This window comes from Variovorax sp. YR750 (assembly GCF_900109805.1).
Lineage (GTDB): Bacteria > Pseudomonadota > Gammaproteobacteria > Burkholderiales > Burkholderiaceae_C > Variovorax > Variovorax gossypii.
Window position 1 is genome coordinate 510,736 of the sequence record NZ_FOBJ01000004.1, and the last position, 15,289, is coordinate 526,024.

Genomic DNA, 15,289 nt, shown 5'->3' on the forward strand with positions numbered 1-15,289 from the left:
CGGGAGATGGCTTCGCGGTCGAGGTCATGCGGCGCTCTCGACGGCCTCTGCCAGCGCGCGGCTCATGGCCTCGAACTGGAACTGGCGGGCCAGTACGCGCTGCGCCTCGGTCCAGGCCGCGCACTCGGGCTGCGCGGCGTCGATGTCGTCGAGCTGGTTCATGATGCCCCGGAAGTAGCCGAGCCCCACGGCCTCCTCCAGCGCGCGCAGGCGGGCCAGCGAGGGCGCCAGCATCGCGCGCGGCGTGGCTGCGGGAGCCGGTTTCGCGGCGGTGTCGGTCCATTGAAGACCCAGCCTGCGCTCGAGCCAGTCGAGCAGTTCGGTGTGGCGCACGGGCTTGACGAAGAAATCCTCGGGCGCAATGCCCACGTCGTTGTCGAGCCCCTTGTCGAAGGCGTTGGCCGAGACGATGGCCACCGAGGCTTCGGTCAGCCCCAGCTTGCGCGCACGGCGGATGGTCTCCCAGCCGTCGATGCCGGGCATGGCGAGGTCGACGAACATCGCGTCGGGCCGGTAGCCGGCCGCGACGAGGTCGAGCGCGTCGTGCCCGCTGGCCGCGCTGCGCAGCTCGAAGCCCAGCGGCGCGAGCAGGTGGCCCAGCAGGTCGCGGTCGGCCTCCTCGTTGTCCACCACCAGCAGGCGGCGGCGCGGGCCCTCGTAGCCGCGTCGCGCGCGCGGAACGGGCAGCGCGCGTCCGCTGCCGGCCGCCGTGTCGTGCACGCGCGGCAGGAACAGGCGCACGCAGAAGAGCGAACCCACGCCCGGCGTGCTGCTCACCTTCATCTCGCCGCCCATCAGGTCGGTGAGCATCTTGGCGATGGTGAGGCCCAGCCCCGCGCCCGGCGCGGCGGCCGTGCCCGTGGCGTTGCCGCGCGCGAAGGGCTCGAAGATGCGCTCGATGTCCCCGGCGGGCATGCCCGGTCCCGTGTCCTCGATCTCGACCGACGCGAACTCGCGCGCATAGGCCAGCCGCAGCGTCACCTGCCCCGCCGCCGTGAACTTGATCGCGTTGCCCAGCAGGTTGATGAGGATCTGGCACACGCGCTTCTCGTCGGCGCGCACCACCTCTGGCAGCGGCCCCGCCGCCTCGAAGCGGAACTGCAGGCCCTTCTCCGCGGCCTGCAGCTCGAACATGTCGGCCAGCTCGCGCAGCGTGTCGGCAAAGCGCATCGGCCGCGCATGCAGCGTGAGCTTGCCGGCCTCGATGTGCGCGATGGCCAGCGTGCCCTCGATAAGCGACAGCAGGTGCTCCCCGCCGCGCTTGATGACGGCCACCGCCTGCTGGCGGTGCGGCGGCACCGAGTGGTCTTCGCCCATGAGCTGCGCGTAGCCCAGGATGCTGTTGAGCGGCGTGCGCAGCTCGTGGCTGATGGCGCTGATGTAGCGGCTCTTGGCCTGGTTGGCCTGGTCGGCCGCCTGCTTGGCGAGTTCGGCCGCGAGCTTGGCCTGCTCCGCGATCTCGCGCGCCTCGTCGGCCGACTGCTTGGCGGCCTGCAGCGCACGGTCGGTCTCGCGGTGCAGCTCGATCTCGCGCACCAGCAGGTGGGTCTGGCGGTTCGACTCCTCCTGCGCCACCTTGCGGCTCTGGTGCGCCAGCACCAGCCACCACGCGACGATGCCCGCGATGACCAGCAGCGCCATGTACGCCTTGAGGAAGCCCGAGCGCAGCGACAGCTTCTGCACACCGGCCAGCGCGGCAGCCACGTCGGGCTCGGAAGCCAGCTCCAGCGCGCCTTCGGCGAAGGCACGCAGCTCCTGCTGGTAGAGCACGCCGAACACCACCGCCAGCAGCGGCACGATGACCAGCATCAGCAGCAGGAAGTGCCCGAGTCCGGTATCGAGATAGCGCCAGCTGCGCCGCGGCAGCAGCCAGCGCAGCACCGCCGACCACTGCGAGGACAGGCTCGCATGCGGCTTGCACAGGTCGCCGCAGCGCGCGTCCAGCGTGCAGCACAGCGAGCAGATAGCGCCCTGGTAGGCCGGGCAATGGGCCATGTCGGGCCCCTCGTACTCGCGCTCGCAGATCACGCAGTGCTGCACCTTCAGCCGCTGGTAGCTGCCCTCGTGCTCGACCCTGGCCCAGCGCACCGCGCCGGCCCCGGGAGACGGCACGCCGCGCGCCAGGTAGTACTTGCCGCCGGTCGCCCAGGCCAGCAGCGGCGAAGCCACCAGCGCGGTGCCAAGCGCGATCAGCGCCGAGAAGGCCTGCGCCAGCGGCCCGAACACGCCCAGGTGCGCCGTGATCGAAAGCCCCGAGGCCAGCGCCATCGCGCCCACGCCCACCGGGTTGATGTCCCACAGGTGCGCGCGCTTGAACTCGATGCCCGGCGGCGACAGGCCCAGCGGCTTGTTGATGACCAGGTCGGCCACCACCGCCATCATCCAGGCGATGGCGATGTTGGCGAACAGGCCCAGCACGTCGCCCAGCGCCTCGAACACGTTCATCTCCATCAGCATGAAGGCGATGAGCGCGTTGAACACCACCCACACCACCCGCCCCGGATGGCTGTGAGCCACGCGCGAGAAGAAGTTGCTCCAGGCCAGCGAACCCGCGTAGGCGTTGGTCACGTTGATCTTGAGCTGCGAGATCACCACGAACAGCGCCGTGGCCGCCACCGCCCAGCCGTAGTGCGGGAACACGTATTCGTAGGCCGCCAGGTACATCTGGTTCGGGTCCACCGCCCGGTCGGCCGGCACCATGTGCGTGATCGCCAGGTAGGCCAGCAGCGCCCCGCCCAGCATCTTGAGCACCCCCAGCACCACCCAGCCCGGCCCGCCGGCCAGCACCCCGGCCCACCAGCGGCGCGCCGTGGCCGCCGTGCGCGCGGGCATGAAGCGCAGGTAGTCGGCCTGCTCGCCCATCTGGGTGATGAGCGCGATGCCGACCGTGAGCGCTGCGCCAAACAGGTGCAGATCGAAGCCCTTGGTGCCGGACCGCACGCCGTTGTAGTGCACGATGCCCGCGAACGCACCAGGATCGCGCACCAGCACATAGGCAAAGGGCACCACCAGCATCAGCAGCCACAGCGGCTGGGTCCACAGCTGCAGCCGGCTGATGGCCGACACCCCGTGCGTGACCAGCGGGATCACCACCAGCGCGCACACCAGGTAGCCCCAGACCGGCGGAATGCCCAGCGCCAGCTCCAGCGCGTAGGCCATCACCGCCGCCTCGAGCGCGAAGAAGATGAAGGTGAAGCTCGCGTAGATCAGCGAGGTGAGCGTGGAGCCGATGTAGCCGAAGCCCGCGCCGCGCGTGAGCAGGTCCATGTCGACGCCGTAGCGCGCCGCGTACACGCTGATCGGCAGCCCCGCCAGGAAGATGATGAGCCCCGTCGCCAAGATGGCCCAGAAGGCGTTGGCGAAGCCGTACTGCACCAGCAGCGTGGCGCCCACCGCCTCCAGGATCAGGAAAGACGCCGCCCCGAAGGCCGTGTTCGCCACCCGCCATTCGGACCACTTGCGAAAGCGCTGGGGCGTGTAGCGCAGGGCATAGTCTTCCAGCGTCTCGCTGGCGACCCAGCTGTTGTAGTCGCGCCGCACCTTGACGATGCGCTGGGGGGCGTCATCCGGGGTGGCAGGGGCGGCTTCGGTGTTCACACCGTTTCGGTGCATCTTCCGTGCCATCCGTACGACTTTTGGCGAACAGGGCACGACTGTTGCAAAGAAGCCGGCTTGCCCATAATGGCCGCCACTCTCCGCCACCCGATGCCGATCTCATGGAACTGACCCCGCGCGAAAAAGACAAGCTGCTGATCTTCACCGCGGCACTTTTGGCCGAACGCCGCAAGGCCCGCGGCCTCAAGCTCAACTATCCCGAAGCCGTCGCCCTGATCTCCGCCGCCGTGATGGAAGGCGCGCGCGACGGCAAGAGCGTCGCCGAGCTCATGAGCGACGGCCGCAGCGTGCTCACCCGCGCCGACGTGATGGACGGCATCGCCGAGATGATTCCCGACATCCAGGTCGAAGCCACTTTTCCGGACGGCACCAAGCTCGTGACCGTCCATCAGCCCATCGTCTGAATTCCACTCGAAGAACAACAGGAGCCCTCATGCGTCACAACGCCTCCCGTACCCTTGCCCTGCTCGCCTCCCTGCTGCTGCCTTTGGCGGCCAGCGCCCACACCGGCGTCGACGGCGGCATGCACCACGGCTTCGTCACCGGCTTCATGCACCCGCTGACCGGCGCCGACCACCTGGCCGCCATGGTTGCGGTCGGCCTGTGGAGCGCGCTGGCCGCGCGCCGCGCCTGGCCCGACCTGCTCTGGGCGCCGCTGGCCTTCGCCGGCATGCTGCTGGCGGGCGCGCTGATGGGGTTGGCCGGCGTGCAGCTGCCGGCGGTCGAGCCGATGATCGCCGCCTCTCTGCTGGTGCTGGGCCTGCTGGTGGTCACGCGCGTACGCCTGCCGGCCGTGGCGGCGATGGCCGTGGTCGGTGTGTTCGCGGTGTTCCACGGCGTGGCGCACGGCTACGAACTGGCCAGCGAAGAAGGGGCGGCCCTCACGCTGGCCGGCATGGTCAGCGCCACGGTGCTGTTGCACGCCGCCGGCATCGCGATCGGCTGGGCGCTGCGCCATGCCAACGCCTGGCTGCCGCGCACCGCGGGCGCCGCCGTTCTCGGCCTGGGCGCGACGCTACTGGCACAGGCGATCTGAGGCGGGCCCGCTCATGATTCCCGGAGAACTCCTCACCGACGACGGCGAGCACGCGCTCAACCCCGGCCGCCGCACCCTCACGCTGGTGGTGCAGAACACCGCCGACCGGCCGATCCAGGTCGGCTCGCACTATCACTTCGCCGAAACCAACGGCGCGCTCGGCTTCGACCGCGAGGCCGCGCGCGGCATGCGGCTGAACATCGCCTCGGGCGCCGCGGTGCGCTTCGAGCCGGGCCAGCAGCGCACGGTCGAGCTGGTCGACTTTTCCGGCGATCGCATCGTCTACGGCTTTCGCGGCCTCGTTCAAGGGAAGCTCTGAAACATGGCCACCATCGGGCGACGCGCCTATGCGGAAATCTTCGGCCCCACCGTGGGCGACCGTGTCCGTCTCGCGGACACCGAACTGCTGATCGAGGTCGAGGCCGACTACACCCTTCGCGCCGGCGGCTACGGCGAGGAGGTGAAGTTCGGCGGCGGAAAAACCATCCGCGACGGCATGGCGCAGTCGCAACGCACCCGTGCGCAGGGCGCGGTCGACACCGTGCTGACCAACGCACTCATCCTCGACCACTGGGGCATCGTGAAGGCCGACATCGGCCTGAAGGACGGCCGCATCACCGCCATCGGCAAGGCCGGCAACCCCGACGTGCAGCCGGGCGTGGACATCGTCATCGGCCCGGGCACCGAGATCATCAGCTGCGAGGGCAACATCGTCACCGCCGGCGGCATCGACAGCCACATCCACTTCATCTGCCCGCAGCAGATCGAAGAGGCGCTTTCCTCCGGCGTGACCACCATGCTCGGCGGCGGCACCGGCCCCGCCACCGGCACCTTCGCCACCACTTCCACGCCCGGCCCCTGGCACATCGAGCGCATGCTGCAGGCGGCAGACGCCTTTCCGATGAACCTGGGCTTCCTCGGCAAGGGCAACGCCAGCCTGCCGCACGCGCTGCACGAGCAGATCGACGCGGGCGTCATCGGACTGAAGCTGCATGAAGACTGGGGCACCACGCCCGCGGCCATCAGCAACTGCATGGACGTGGCCGACGCCACCGACACGCAGGTGGCCATTCACAGCGACACGCTCAACGAATCAGGCTTCGTCGAGAACACCATCGCCGCGGTGGGCGGGCGCGGCATCTGCGCCTTCCACACCGAAGGCGCGGGCGGCGGCCACGCGCCCGACATCCTGCGCGTGGTGGGCGAGGGCAACTTCCTGCCGTCGTCGACCAACCCGACGATGCCCTACACCGTGAACACGCTCGACGAGCACGTCGACATGCTCATGGTGTGCCACCACCTCGACGCCGGCATCGCGGAAGACCTGGCCTTCGCCGAATCGCGCATCCGCAAGGAAACCATCGCCGCGGAAGACGTGCTGCACGACCTGGGCGCGATCAGCATGTTCAGCTCCGACAGCCAGGCCATGGGCCGCGTCGGCGAGGTCGTCATCCGCACCTGGCAGACCGCGCACAAGATGAAGCTGCAGCGCGGCACACTGCCCGAAGACAACAGTCGCAACGACAACTTCCGCGCCAAGCGCTACGTCGCCAAGTACACGATCAACCCCGCCATCGCGCACGGCATCGCGCACGAGGTAGGCTCGATCGAGGTCGGCAAGTGGGCCGACATCGTGATCTGGAAGCCGGCCTTCTTCGGCGTGAAGCCCTTCACCATCCTGAAGGGCGGCAGCATCGCGCTGGCCGCCATGGGCGACCCGAACGCATCGATCCCCACGCCGCAGCCGGTGCACTACCGCCGGATGTTCGGCGCCTACGGCGGATCGCTCGCGAAGAGCTCGCTCACCTTCGTCTCGCAGGCCGGGCTGGCCGCGGGCATCGGCGAACGCTACGGCCTGAAGAAGCAGCTCAGCGCGGTGAAGAACATCCGCAACGTGCGCAAGAAGGACCTGATCCACAACGGCTACACGCCGAAGATGGAGATCGATGCGCAGACCTACGCGGTGCGCGCCGACGGCAACCTGCTGACCTGCGAGCCGGCCAAGCTGCTGCCGATGGCGCAGCGGTATTTCCTGTTCTGAAGCCCCGGGGAATGCGCCTGCTTGACAGGCTGCGTATCCTCGAAGGTATTCATCCAGCCAGCGGGCGCCCTCCGGGGCGCTCCATTTGCACCATGCTCACCGCCAACAAACTCATGCCCCAGGGCCGCGGCCTCGCGCCCGTGCTGCTCAAGCGCGCAGCCACCATCGAGCTCGACTGGGACATCCGCCAGAAGAGCCGCTTCGACGCCACCGACTCGCAGGGCCGCCAGATCGGCGTGTTCCTGCCGCGCGGCACCGCCGTGCGCGGCGGCGACGTGCTGGTGGCCGAAGACGGCTCGCTGGTGCGCGTGGTCGCGGCGCCGCAGCCGGTGCTGCGCATCACGCACTGCACGGCGCACGGCACGCCCTTCGACCTGACGCGCGCGGCCTACCACCTGGGCAACCGGCACGTGCCGATCGAGCTGAAGCCCGACCACCTGAAGATCGAGCCCGACCACGTGCTGGCCGACATGCTGCGCTCGATGCACCTGATCGTCGTCGCGGTGGAAGAAGCCTTCGAGCCCGAGGGCGGTGCGTACGGATCGCACGAGCATTCGCATGGCCACGGCCATGACCATCACGGGCACGACCACCATGACCACGGCCACTCGCACGGCAGCAGTGCCGGCAAGGGCCCGAAGCCGCTCGTGCTCGCGCCGGAGCTGCTCGACGAGCATGACCACCCGCACGACCACTCCCACGACCATGGTCACGGCCACCATGGCCACTCACACTGAACACGACACGAGGCGCAACGACTGACGTGTCCGCCCAAAGCCTCCTGCAGCTGATCTGGCTCGCCTCCCCGGCCCTGCCCGTGGGCGGTTTCTCGTACTCCGAGGGAGTCGAAGCCGCCGTCGAATGGGCCGGCGTCGATTCGGAAGCGCGCGCCGCCGAATGGCTCTCGGACCAGCTGCACCTGAGCTTCGCCAGGGGCGACCTCGCCGTCTGCGCGCAGGCCATCGCGGCCTGGCAGGCCGGTGACATGCCGCGCGTGCGCCAGCTCAACGACTGGGTGATGTCCACCCGCGAATCGGCCGAATTCCTTCTGCAGACCGAGCAGATGGGCCGCTCCTTCGTCGAATGGCTGAAGCTGCACCACGCGGACACGGCGGAAGTCTTCGCCGGCCTGGGCGCGAGCTACCCCATCGCATTCGCCTTCGCTGCCAGCCGCGCCGGCGCCACGGTGCACGACGGCTGCCTGGCCTTCGCCTTCGGCTGGGCCGAGAACATGGTCGGCGCCGCCGTCAAGGCCGTGCCGCTGGGCCAGAGCGCGGGCCAGCGCATCCTCGGGCGGCTGGCGCAGGAAATCCCCGAAGCCGTGACCCGCGCCATGGCCCTCGGCGACGACGAGCGCCAGGCCTTCGCGCCCCTGCTGGCGGTGTTGTCGGCCCGCCATGAAACACAATATTCCCGCCTCTTCCGAAGCTGAACCGAGCACCACCCTCATGACCTCCGCCCTGCACCACATTCCCAACCGCACCAAGAGACTGCCCCCGCTGCGCGTGGGCATCGGCGGCCCGGTCGGCTCCGGCAAGACCACCCTGCTGGAGATGCTCTGCAAGGCGATGCGCGACAAGTACGACCTGATCGCCATCACCAACGACATCTACACCAAGGAAGACCAGCGCCTGCTCACCGTGGCTGGCGCGCTGCCGGCCGAGCGCATCATGGGCGTGGAAACAGGCGGCTGCCCGCACACCGCGATCCGCGAAGACGCCTCGATCAACCTCGAGGCCATCGACCGCATGCTGGAGGACTTTCCCGACGCCGACGTGGTGTTCGTCGAATCCGGCGGCGACAACCTCGCGGCCACCTTCAGCCCCGAGCTGTCGGACCTCACGATCTACGTGATCGACGTGGCGGCGGGCGAGAAGATTCCGCGCAAGGGCGGCCCCGGCATCACCAAGAGCGACCTCTTCGTGATCAACAAGACCGACCTCGCGCCCTACGTGGGCGCCAATCTCGACGTGATGGAACAGGACACGCAGCGCATGCGCCGCCAGCGTCCCTACGTGATGACGAACCTCAAGACGCTCTCGGGCGTGGCCGACGTGGTCGCGTTCATCGAGGAGCGGGGCATGCTGGCCGCCGCCTGAAGCGCGACGGCAGGGATCCTGTCCGGTTCAGGGCAGCCCGAGGTACACGCGCAGGTCGTCCTTGCGCGTGCCGGCCGAGGCCACCGCGGTGCGCAGCCTGGCCTCGCTGACGCCGAACCATTTCGTCCAGTAGTCGACTTCCTTCAGGTCGGTGACGTCGATCCGTTCGTCGTCCTGCGGAATGCGGATCTCGCTGTCGTCTGGCATCGTCGTCTCCGGAAAAAAGAAGGGTTTTGGGGGAACACAGCAGTCTCCCCGCCTGCCCGGCGGCGTCCGTCGGACAGATTCCGGCGCGCTTGCAGGACAACGCCGATGCCGCGCCCGCACGCGCTACTTAAAGTTCGCTGCCGTCGCGCAGCTGCCGCGCCTTGTAGACCAATCGCACGCTGGCGCGGCGCGGATCGCCGGCCTGCTGCTGCACGTAGATGTCGGTGTCGTTGTTCACCCATGCGGCATAGGCGCTGCCGGGGTCGCGCGATGCGAGCTCGTTGCCGAATGCGCCGCGGCCCCATTGCACCAGCGCCGCGAAGGCTGCCGTGCCGCCGTCCGGCGTGGCCTGCGTCGAGGCGACGTACTCGACGCGCCGCAACTCCGAGGCCGCGAAGAAGAAGGTCGGCTCGAACCGCAGCCCCGCCATCTCGACCGGTGCCGCGCGCCATGAACCTACGAGGCCGCCGCCAAGGCGCTGCGGCCTCTGGACGCGCTCCGCCGCGGGCATGGCCGCCTGCAGTTCCTCGGCCGACATGCCCAGTCGCACGCCGGGCGGCAGGGCCTGCGCATGAAGGGCACCTGCTGCGAAAAGAGCAGCGCTCATGGCGAGCGCACGAAGAAGGATCGAGGGAGAAGGAAGTCGCACGACGGGCATCGAAGGGAGGGAAGGCGGCGGCAGCGTGGGACCGCAAGTATCGCGCGGAGTTCCGGCACGCCGCCCTTCCCAGGCCCTTCCCAGGCCCTCCCTTCGTCGTCAGTCCTCGACGAAGGCCTCTTCCCGCTTGGCCTTCACCGAGGGCAGCAGCACCACGACCAGCAGCAGCGCAGCAGCGACCAGAAGGCCGGCCGACAGCGGCCGCGAGACGAACACGCTCCAGTCGCCACGCGACAGCAGCAGCGCGCGGCGCAGGTTCTCTTCCATCATCGGGCCCAGGATGAAGCCCAGCAGCAGCGGCGCGGGCTCGCACTTCAGCTTGAGGAACAGGTAGCCCACGATGCCGAAGATCGCCACCATCCACACGTCGAAGGTGTTGTTGTTCTCCGAATAGACGCCCACCGCGCAGAACAGCACGATCGACGGGAAGAGCCACTTGTAGGGAATGGTCAGCAGCTTGATCCAGATGCCGATCATCGGCAGGTTCAGCACGATCAGCATCAGGTTGCCGATCCACATCGAGGCGATCAGGCCCCAGAAGAGCTCGGGGTTGCTGGTCATGACCTGCGGGCCGGGCTGGATGTTGTGGATGGTCATCGCGCCCACCATCAGCGCCATCACCGCGTTGGGCGGAATGCCCAGCGTCAGCAGCGGGATGAAGGAGGTCTGCGCACCGGCGTTGTTCGCCGACTCGGGCCCCGCCACGCCGCGGATGTTGCCCTTGCCGAAGGCCATTTCGCCCTGCTTGAGCTTGATCTTCTTCTCGATGGTGTAGGCCGCGAAGGCCGACAGCAGCGCCCCGCCGCCGGGCAGGATGCCAAGTGCCGAACCCAGCGCGGTGCCGCGCAGCACCGCGGGCGTCATGTCCTTGAAGTCCTGCTTGGTGGGCCACAGGCCCTTCACCTTGGCGGTGAAGACTTCGCGCTCATGCTCGGGCACAGCGAGGTTGGCGATGATCTCGCCGTACCCGAACACGCCCATGGCGATGGCGATGAAGCCGATGCCGTCGGTGAGCTCCGGAATGTCGAAGCTGTAGCGCGCCACGCCCGAGTTCACGTCGGTGCCCACGAGGCCGAGCGCCAGGCCCAGCAGGATCATCGTGATGGCCTTCAGCAGCGAGCCCGAAGCCAGCACCACTGCGCCGATCAGGCCCAGGATCATCAGCGAGAAGTATTCGGCGGGGCCGAACTTGAAGGCCAGCTCGGTCAGCGGAGGAGCGAAGGCGGCCAGGATCAGCGTGCCCACGCAGCCCGCGAAGAACGAGCCCAGGCCTGCCGCCGCGAGTGCCGGCCCCGCCCTTCCTTTCCGCGCCATCTGGTAGCCGTCGATCACGGTCACCACCGATGAAGATTCACCGGGCAGGTTCACCAGAATGGCCGTGGTCGAGCCGCCGTACTGCGCGCCGTAGTAGATGCCCGCCAGCATGATCAGCGCCGAGACCGGCGGCAGCGCGTAGGTTGCCGGCAGCAGCATCGCGATGGTCGCCACGGGGCCAATGCCCGGCAGCACGCCGATCAAGGTGCCCAGCAAGCAGCCGACGAAGGCGTAGACGAGGTTCTGCGCCGTGAAGGCGACGCCGAAGCCGATCGAGAGATTGGTAATCAGGTCCATGTGTCTTGTCTTTGGTCTTGTTGTTCTTCTCTGCGCATCAGCCCGAGATGAAGGTCGGCCACACCTGGAACTGCAGCTTCAGCGCCACCACGAAGGCCAGGTAGCTGCCGAGCGCGAGGATGGTGGCGAGGATGGTCACGCCCTTCCAGCCGAAGTTGTCCCCGGCGAGGCTCGCGATGAAGGTGAGTGCGTAGATGGCCACGATGAGTCCCATCGACGGCAGCCCGACGCTCGGCAGTCCGCCCAGCAGCACGCCGAACATCAGGTTCGCGCCGATGATGAAGACCAGCGGCTTCCATGCGATGCGCCCGACGGGCTCGCCGTCGTCGGTCTCCACGGCCAGCGCCTTGAGCGTGATGAGCACGCCCATGAGCGCGATGAGGATGCCCACGATCAGGGGAAAGTAGCCCGGCCCCATGCGGGCGCCGGTACCGACGTTGTAGGTCGTGGCACCCCATGCGAAGGCCACGCCGAAGGCGCTGAAGAGCACGCCCGAGCAGAAGTCTCTCTGACTCTTGATTCTCACCGTTGATGTCTCCTGGAACTGCGTTGATCCGCACGAGATGTGCGCTCAGGCGATCCTAGGAATTCACGGCCTCGCTGTGCATGAACAAGACATTGCCATTCGGCAATGTTGCGAACGCACGAGGGGAGAAGGAACGAAGGCGCTCAGCCGTCCGACATCGGCAAGTCGATGCACGCGCGCAGGCCCGGCTTCGCATCGGCGAAGTCCAGCCGGCCGCCGTGCAGCGCCACCACCGCCAGCACGCTGGCCAGCCCCAGCCCGTGCCCCGGCACGCTGCGGTCGAGCCGGTGGAAGCGCACGCCGATGCGTTCGTGCTCGGCGTGCGGGATGCCCGGTCCGTCGTCCTGAACGAAGAGCTGCGCCCTGCCGTCCACCGTGTGCGTGCCGACGCGCACGGTGGCGCCGCTGCCGGCGTACTTCAACGCGTTGTCGAGCAGGTTGGCCGCGGCGCCGGCCAGCAGGTCGCGGTCGCCCAGCGCCATGGCCATGTCGGCGGGCTCGCGCAGCAACGCGATGCCGCGCAGCTCGGCCACCGCCTCGTAGAGTTCCGCCACGTCGTCGGCGATGACGTGCAGCGCCACCGGCGCGAACTGCTGCCGGCGCGCGCCGGCTTCCACCTCCGCGATCTGCAGCAGCTTCTCGAACACCACGGCCAGCTCCTCCAGTTCGCGGATGGCGGTGGCCACCGCCTCGCGCTGCGGATCGTCCTCGCCGAGGCCGGCCTCCGCCGCGCGCAGCCGCACCAGCACGCGCGTGAGGGGCGTGCGCAGGTTGTGCGCGATGGTGTTGGAGACGTGGCGCACGCCGTCCATGAGCGACTGGATGCGGTCGAGCATCGCGTTGATGTCGTGCTCCAGCAGCGCGAACTCGTCCTCCTCGCCCGAGGGCTCCACGCGCTCCTGCAGCTCGCCCGCCGCGATGCGCGCCGCCGTGCGTCGCACCGCGCCCACGCTGCGCTCCAGCTCCTGGCGGAAGACGAAGGTGCCGCCGATCAGCAGCAGCACCGCCACGATGCCGGCCGCAGCGCTCGCGCTCGCCACCAGCGATTCGATCGACTCCTGGTCGCGCAGGTCGTGGCCCACCACCAGCAGGCCGCCGTCGGGCAGCGGGCGCATCACGAGATACGCGATGACGGTCTGGCCCGCGCGCACCACGCGGCGGTGCACGCCGTCGCCGGCGTCGGGGGCCTGCGAAGGCATCTGGTCGAGGTTGCCGGCGAGCTTGTTGCCCTCGCGGTCGGTGAGCAGGTAGATCTCGTTGTCGGAGTTGCGCCCGTCGGAGAGCGCGTTGGAGATCTCGCCGGCCACGCCGTCGGCGCCGCGCGCGTCGTAGCGCACCATCAGCTGCTGCATGCTCGCGGCCACCTGCCGCACCATGCGTTGCTGCAGCACGCCCACCGTCTGCATGTAGACGATGGCCAGCGCCGCCAGCATCGTGATCGCCACCAGCAGCCCGTAGTAGAAGGCGAGCCTGAAGCCGACCGAGCGCCACAGCCGGCGCAGGGCCGCCGTCATTGCGGCGCCGCCAGCGTGTAGCCCACGCCGCGCACGGTGTGGATCAGCGTGGGGGCGCCACCCGCATCGAGCTTGCCGCGCAGGCGGCTGACCTGCACGTCGATCACGTTGGTCTGCGGGTCGAACTGGTAGTCCCACACCGCCTCCAGCAGCATGGTGCGCGTGACCACCTGGCCCGGATGCATCATGAGATAGGCCAGCAGCCTGAACTCGCGCGGCTGCAGCGCGATGGGCCGGCCGCCGCGCTCGACATGGCGGCGCGCTAGGTCGAGCGTGAGGTCGGCGACCTGCAGCATGCGGATCTCGGGCCCGGTGCGCGAGCGCCGCACGAGCGCCTCGGCGCGCGCAGCGAGCTCCGAGAAGGCGAAGGGCTTGGCCAGGTAGTCGTCGCCGCCGGCCTTGAGGCCGCGCACGCGCTCGTCGAGCGCGCTCAGGGCGCTGAGCACCAGCACCGGCGTCTTCTTGCCGAGCGCGCGCATGGTCGAGAGGATCGACAGGCCGTCCACCTCGTTGGGCAGCATGCGGTCGAGGATGACGAGGTCCCACGGCTCGCCGGTGGCGCGCGCGAGCGCATCGGCGCCGTCGCGGCTGATCACCGCCACATGGCCGAGCGAGCGGAAGCCCTCGGCGATGTAGCGCGCGTTGTCGGCGTCGTCCTCGACGATGAGGCAGCGCCACATGGCGCTGGGGCCTAGCACGCCCGCGCGGCGCCCCAGTACGGGACGGCGGCGGAAGCTGGCGACGGAAGAAGAAGGAAGAGGCTGTGAAGGGGCTGCGTTCTGGTGCTCATGGCGATGGGGCCGGCGGGCTGCCCATCGTTCGCGCGGGCACCGCCGGAGGCATCCTAGCCGCCATTGGATCAGAGAAGGCGCGGCCGCTTCATTACCGTTTGTCCATGTTGGACTGCCGGGCGGTTCAGGCCTGCAGCAAAGGCAGCCGCAGCGTCAGCCCCAACACGCCGCCGTCGCGGGGCGCCGAGTAGATGCGCCCGCCGTGGTGCCCCGCGATGCGCTCGCAGGCTCTGGCGCTGGCCGTCACGGCGGCCGACAGCTTGTTGTCGAAGAATCTCGCGAGCGGCGGATGCGCGTCGACGGCGTCGAGATCGCGCCAGTGGATCACCGCCTGTTCGCCGTCGGCGTGCGCCGACACCTGCAGCGTCGCACCCGTGCGCATCACGCTGGCCGCATAGGCCGTGACCTTCGCGAGCAGCTCGCGCAGCTCCGTCTCGATCGCGAACACGCGCACCGCTTCCTGCGGCAGCTGGATGTCGAGGTGGATGGCTTTGGCCTTGGCGTCGGCCTGGGCCTGCGCCGATGCCGCGTCGAGCAGCGGCCGGATGTCCTGCGCCCGGCTGGCGACCAGGCGCTGCTGTGCTTCCTCGCGGGCCTGCTGCGCGAATTCGCGCGCCTTCGTGCTCTGCCGCAGATTGGCGACGAACAGCGAGAACATCATGCCGACCACGCCGCCGAGCCCTAGCAGGATCACGCCGGCGATGATGGCCCCGAGGTTGCCCGATTGCAGTTGCGCTCCGCTCATCAGCGTGCTCCCGGAGGCTGCGGCCGGGGTTCGCCCGGCACGTCGCGCGCACAGCGTTCCTGCACCGGGGCGCCGTCGGCCGCACACATTCCCCATCCGGGAGGCGGCGGCCTGCGGGCGTCGCCGAAGAGCATCGGCGGCGGCGGGCGATAGGGCATGGGCGGCGGGGGAAGCATGATGCAGCCGGTCAGCCCGGAGGCCGCCAGTGCGCCCGCGAGAAGTCGGATTCGGTTCATTGGTCGAAGCTCGCTGCTGGATGGATGAAGGAAAGAAAGCGCGGAAAACGAAAAAGCCGCGCGGGAGAAAAAGAGCAGTGCATGCCCCTTCCCTCCCGCGCGGCGCGCGTCCGCTATCAGAACGCGTGGCGGATGCCGAAGTCGTAGCCGGTGGAAGAGCGCGGCAGGCCCGTGTAGCTCGTGCCCGTGCTGCCGTAGCCGGTCGTGCTC

General features: G+C 69.1%; 16 protein-coding genes. 7 read left to right on the plus strand and 9 right to left on the minus strand.

Annotated features, from left to right (window positions below; genetic code table 11):
• Positions 1-24: 24 nt before the first annotated feature.
• Positions 25-3,612 carry a hybrid sensor histidine kinase/response regulator gene (locus BMY35_RS11615; protein ID WP_093198386.1) on the minus strand — a complete coding sequence of 1,196 codons (3,588 nt, stop codon included), beginning with the start codon at positions 3,610-3,612 and terminating at the stop codon, positions 25-27.
• Positions 3,613-3,716: 104 nt separating this feature from the next.
• Here BMY35_RS11615 and BMY35_RS11620 point away from each other — a divergent pair, with 104 nt between their 5' ends.
• The 7 genes from BMY35_RS11620 to ureG all read left to right on the plus strand — a co-directional run bounded on the left by BMY35_RS11620 (position 3,717) and on the right by ureG (position 8,791).
• Positions 3,717-4,019, plus strand: a complete 303-nt coding sequence (locus tag BMY35_RS11620) for an urease subunit gamma (RefSeq protein WP_093198389.1) — start codon at positions 3,717-3,719, stop codon at positions 4,017-4,019.
• Between the two features lie 29 nt (positions 4,020-4,048).
• The gene (locus BMY35_RS11625) at positions 4,049-4,651 is read left to right on the plus strand and encodes a HupE/UreJ family protein (RefSeq protein WP_093198391.1); all 603 of its coding nucleotides are present in this window, start codon (positions 4,049-4,051) and stop codon (positions 4,649-4,651) included.
• Between the two features lie 13 nt (positions 4,652-4,664).
• On the plus strand, positions 4,665-4,970 hold the full coding sequence (locus tag BMY35_RS11630; protein WP_021008918.1) for an urease subunit beta: 306 nt from the start codon (positions 4,665-4,667) through the stop codon (positions 4,968-4,970).
• Positions 4,971-4,973: 3 nt separating this feature from the next.
• Positions 4,974-6,692, plus strand: a complete 1,719-nt coding sequence (gene ureC, locus BMY35_RS11635) for an urease subunit alpha (protein ID WP_093198393.1) — start codon at positions 4,974-4,976, stop codon at positions 6,690-6,692.
• A gap of 92 nt (positions 6,693-6,784) precedes the next feature.
• A complete protein-coding gene (gene ureE / locus BMY35_RS11640) occupies positions 6,785-7,429 on the plus strand; it encodes an urease accessory protein UreE (RefSeq protein WP_093198395.1) in 645 nt (214 codons plus the stop codon).
• A 26-nt stretch (positions 7,430-7,455) separates the two neighbouring features.
• Positions 7,456-8,124: an urease accessory protein UreF gene (locus tag BMY35_RS11645; RefSeq protein ID WP_093198398.1), complete on the plus strand. Its 669-nt coding sequence runs from the start codon at positions 7,456-7,458 to the stop codon at positions 8,122-8,124.
• Positions 8,125-8,140: 16 nt separating this feature from the next.
• Complete coding sequence (gene ureG, locus BMY35_RS11650) at positions 8,141-8,791, plus strand: urease accessory protein UreG (protein WP_093198400.1); 651 nt, start codon at positions 8,141-8,143, stop codon at positions 8,789-8,791.
• A gap of 27 nt (positions 8,792-8,818) precedes the next feature.
• Here ureG and BMY35_RS11655 read toward each other — a convergent pair whose 3' ends face one another.
• The 8 genes from BMY35_RS11655 to BMY35_RS11690 form a co-directional block, all read right to left on the minus strand.
• Entirely contained in the window at positions 8,819-8,998 is a 180-nt protein-coding gene (locus BMY35_RS11655) for a DUF3606 domain-containing protein (RefSeq protein ID WP_093198403.1), read from the minus strand.
• 127 nt (positions 8,999-9,125) lie between these two features.
• The gene (locus tag BMY35_RS11660; protein ID WP_256228302.1) at positions 9,126-9,605 is read right to left on the minus strand and encodes a hypothetical protein; all 480 of its coding nucleotides are present in this window, start codon (positions 9,603-9,605) and stop codon (positions 9,126-9,128) included.
• 150 nt (positions 9,606-9,755) lie between these two features.
• Positions 9,756-11,267, minus strand: a complete 1,512-nt coding sequence (locus BMY35_RS11665) for a tripartite tricarboxylate transporter permease (RefSeq protein ID WP_093198408.1) — start codon at positions 11,265-11,267, stop codon at positions 9,756-9,758.
• Between the two features lie 37 nt (positions 11,268-11,304).
• On the minus strand, positions 11,305-11,793 hold the full coding sequence (locus tag BMY35_RS11670; protein WP_093198410.1) for a tripartite tricarboxylate transporter TctB family protein: 489 nt from the start codon (positions 11,791-11,793) through the stop codon (positions 11,305-11,307).
• A gap of 143 nt (positions 11,794-11,936) precedes the next feature.
• Entirely contained in the window at positions 11,937-13,307 is a 1,371-nt protein-coding gene (locus BMY35_RS11675) for a sensor histidine kinase (protein WP_093198413.1), read from the minus strand.
• Positions 13,304-13,987 carry a response regulator transcription factor gene (locus BMY35_RS11680; protein ID WP_093198415.1) on the minus strand — a complete coding sequence of 228 codons (684 nt, stop codon included), beginning with the start codon at positions 13,985-13,987 and terminating at the stop codon, positions 13,304-13,306. Before BMY35_RS11680 ends, BMY35_RS11675 begins: the two co-directional genes overlap by 4 nt.
• Before the next feature lie 235 nt (positions 13,988-14,222).
• Complete coding sequence (locus tag BMY35_RS11685) at positions 14,223-14,843, minus strand: ATP-binding protein (RefSeq protein ID WP_177213613.1); 621 nt, start codon at positions 14,841-14,843, stop codon at positions 14,223-14,225.
• Positions 14,843-15,079: a hypothetical protein gene (locus BMY35_RS11690; RefSeq protein ID WP_093198418.1), complete on the minus strand. Its 237-nt coding sequence runs from the start codon at positions 15,077-15,079 to the stop codon at positions 14,843-14,845. The genes BMY35_RS11685 and BMY35_RS11690 overlap by 1 nt, the downstream gene beginning before the upstream one ends.
• Positions 15,080-15,289: the final 210 nt, after the last annotated feature.